General features: G+C 71.6%; 3 protein-coding genes. 2 read left to right on the top strand and 1 reads right to left on the bottom strand.

Annotated features, from left to right (window positions below):
- Positions 1 to 32: 32 nt before the first annotated feature.
- Positions 33 to 1,154, top strand: a complete 1,122-nt coding sequence (locus tag ACWELQ_RS44405) for a nucleotide disphospho-sugar-binding domain-containing protein (RefSeq protein ID WP_452402969.1) — start codon at positions 33 to 35, stop codon at positions 1,152 to 1,154.
- 236 nt (positions 1,155 to 1,390) lie between these two features.
- On the top strand, positions 1,391 to 1,582 hold the full coding sequence (locus ACWELQ_RS44400; protein WP_452402968.1) for a DUF3046 domain-containing protein: 192 nt from the start codon (positions 1,391 to 1,393) through the stop codon (positions 1,580 to 1,582).
- Positions 1,583 to 1,632: 50 nt separating this feature from the next.
- On the opposite strand, the gene ACWELQ_RS44395 is transcribed toward ACWELQ_RS44400, so the two are convergent.
- Positions 1,633 to 2,140: CGNR zinc finger domain-containing protein (locus ACWELQ_RS44395; RefSeq protein ID WP_452402967.1), on the bottom strand; the 508-nt coding region annotated here is incomplete at its 5' end.

Genomic DNA, 2,140 nt, shown 5'->3' with positions numbered 1-2,140 from the left:
GCCGCCACGACACCGTGTACTGCCTTGCGCCGCTGCATCATTCGTCCGGGCTGCTGGTGAGCCTGGGTGGCGCGGTGGCGGGCGGCGTGTTCACCAGTCCACGGTGGTTCGACGCGGCGCGGGATGTCGGGATCGGGGTGCGGCGGCTCAAAGGGCTGGCGCCTCGGGCCGAGGACGACGACGAGGACGCCGGGGCGCGGATTCATCAACGCGCCGCGCACATTTCGACCGAGATCCTGCCGGATCTGAGTGCGATGCTGCCGGAACTGGTGGTGTCGGACGTGCTGACCGCGGGCGGCGGGATGGCGGCGGAGCGGTTGCGGCTGCCGTGGGTGGAGTTGTCGCCGCATCCGCTGTACCTGCAGTCGAAGGGGTTGCCGCCCATCGGAAGTGGGCTCGCCGCGGGGGAGGGGATGCGCGGCCGCGCCCGGGATTCGGTGCTGCGCGGCCTGAGTTCGCGGGCGGTCCGGCGCGGGGAACTGCAGCGGGAGCAGGCGCGCGCGAGTATCGGTCTGCCGCCACAGGATCCGGGCCCCACCGCGCGGCTGGTCGCCACCTTGCCCGCGCTCGAGGTCCCGCGCCCCGACTGGCCCGAGAACGCGCATCTGGTGGGACCGCTGCTGTGGGAGCCCACCGATCACATCCTGGAGTTGCCGCCGGGTGAGGATCCGCTGGTGATGGTCGCGCCCTCGACGGCGCAGACCGGTCAGGCGGGCCTGGCCGAAACGGCCCTCGCGGCGCTGGAGGGCGCGGGCGTCCGCGTCGCCATCTCCCAGCTCGACACCCCGCCCGCGGACCTGCCGCCCTGGGCCACAGCCGGTTTGGGCCGCCAGGACGAACTGCTGCGCCACGCCAGCGTGGTCATCGGCGGCGGCGGTCACGGACTGCTCGCCAAGACGCTGCTCGCCGGCGTCCCCATCGTCACCGTCCCCGGCGGCGGTGACCAGTGGGAACTCGCCAATCGTGCCGCCCGCCAGGGCAGTTCGCTGCTGATCCGCCCCCTCACCCCCGAAGCCCTCCGCGACGCGGTCAAACGCATCCTCGACGACCCCGCCTTCACCGCCGCCGCCCGCAGCGCCGCCACCGGCATCTCCGTGGTCACCGACCCGGTCGAGGTCTGCCACGCCGCGGTCGAAACCCCCACCGCAGGCTGACCTCTCGCCCCGAGCAGTCCGTGCCGCCGTTTGCCAGCCACACGGCCGAGACTACGGGCGACCGCGCTGAGCAATCGGTGCGGCGCGAGGACATTCTGTGGCGAAAGACGTACACAGCGCGGGAGTCACGGCGGGGGTGCGTGCTGTGCCGGGCGATCCATACGGCGGCACTCGGTGAAAGCCGGGTGGCGGGCGGAGTTGGGCTGGGGGTTCGGGGTTGGCGTAGGGTCGTGACCGTGCGGTTGACGGAGTTCCAGGAGCTGTTGCATACCGAATTCGGTGCGGCGCGGGGAGATGCGCTGTTGACCGATCATGTCTTGCCGTCGATGGGGCGGACCGGGGCGCAGGCCATCGAGGCGGGGGTGGATCCCCGGGACGTGTGGCGGGCGTTGTGCTCGGAGTTCGATGTGCCCAGGACACGGTGGTAACCGACCAGTGGACGCGGTGGTAACCGACCAGTGGACGCGGTGGTAACCGGTCAGTCCGATTGGGTTTTCTTGGCGTAGTGCCGGGTGGCCTTGGCGCGGTTTCCGCAGGCCGCCATCGAATGCCAGCGGCGGGTGCCGTTTTTCGAGGTGTCGAGGAAGAACAGCACGCAGTGCGGGTGCGCGCATTGTTTGATGCGGTCGGGGGCACTGGCCAGCAGGTGGAGCAGGTTGTCGGCGGCGAGCCAGCCGGGTAGCTGCGTCGGGTCGGCGACCTCGGGGAGGTCGGCCGGACCGTCCGGGGTGAGGGCGCGGCGGATGCGGCCGTGGGCCAGAACCGCATTGAGATCGTCGGCGCTCTCGTGCTTGACCGCGCGCAGGATGGCCTCCCGCGCGGCGATCAGGGCGTGCCGGGTCGCTTCGTCGGCGGGCAGCTCGAGCGCGTTGTCCGCGAGCCACTGCCGGACCCCGGCCACCTCGGTGAGCAGATCCTGCAATCCTTCCGCGCTCATCCAGCGGGTGTTGAGCAGGTCGAGGGCGAGCGGTTCGCCGAGGTGGGGG

The organism is Nocardia sp. NPDC004722 (assembly GCF_053601505.1).
This window is presented reverse-complemented; position numbering and strand designations above follow the sequence as displayed.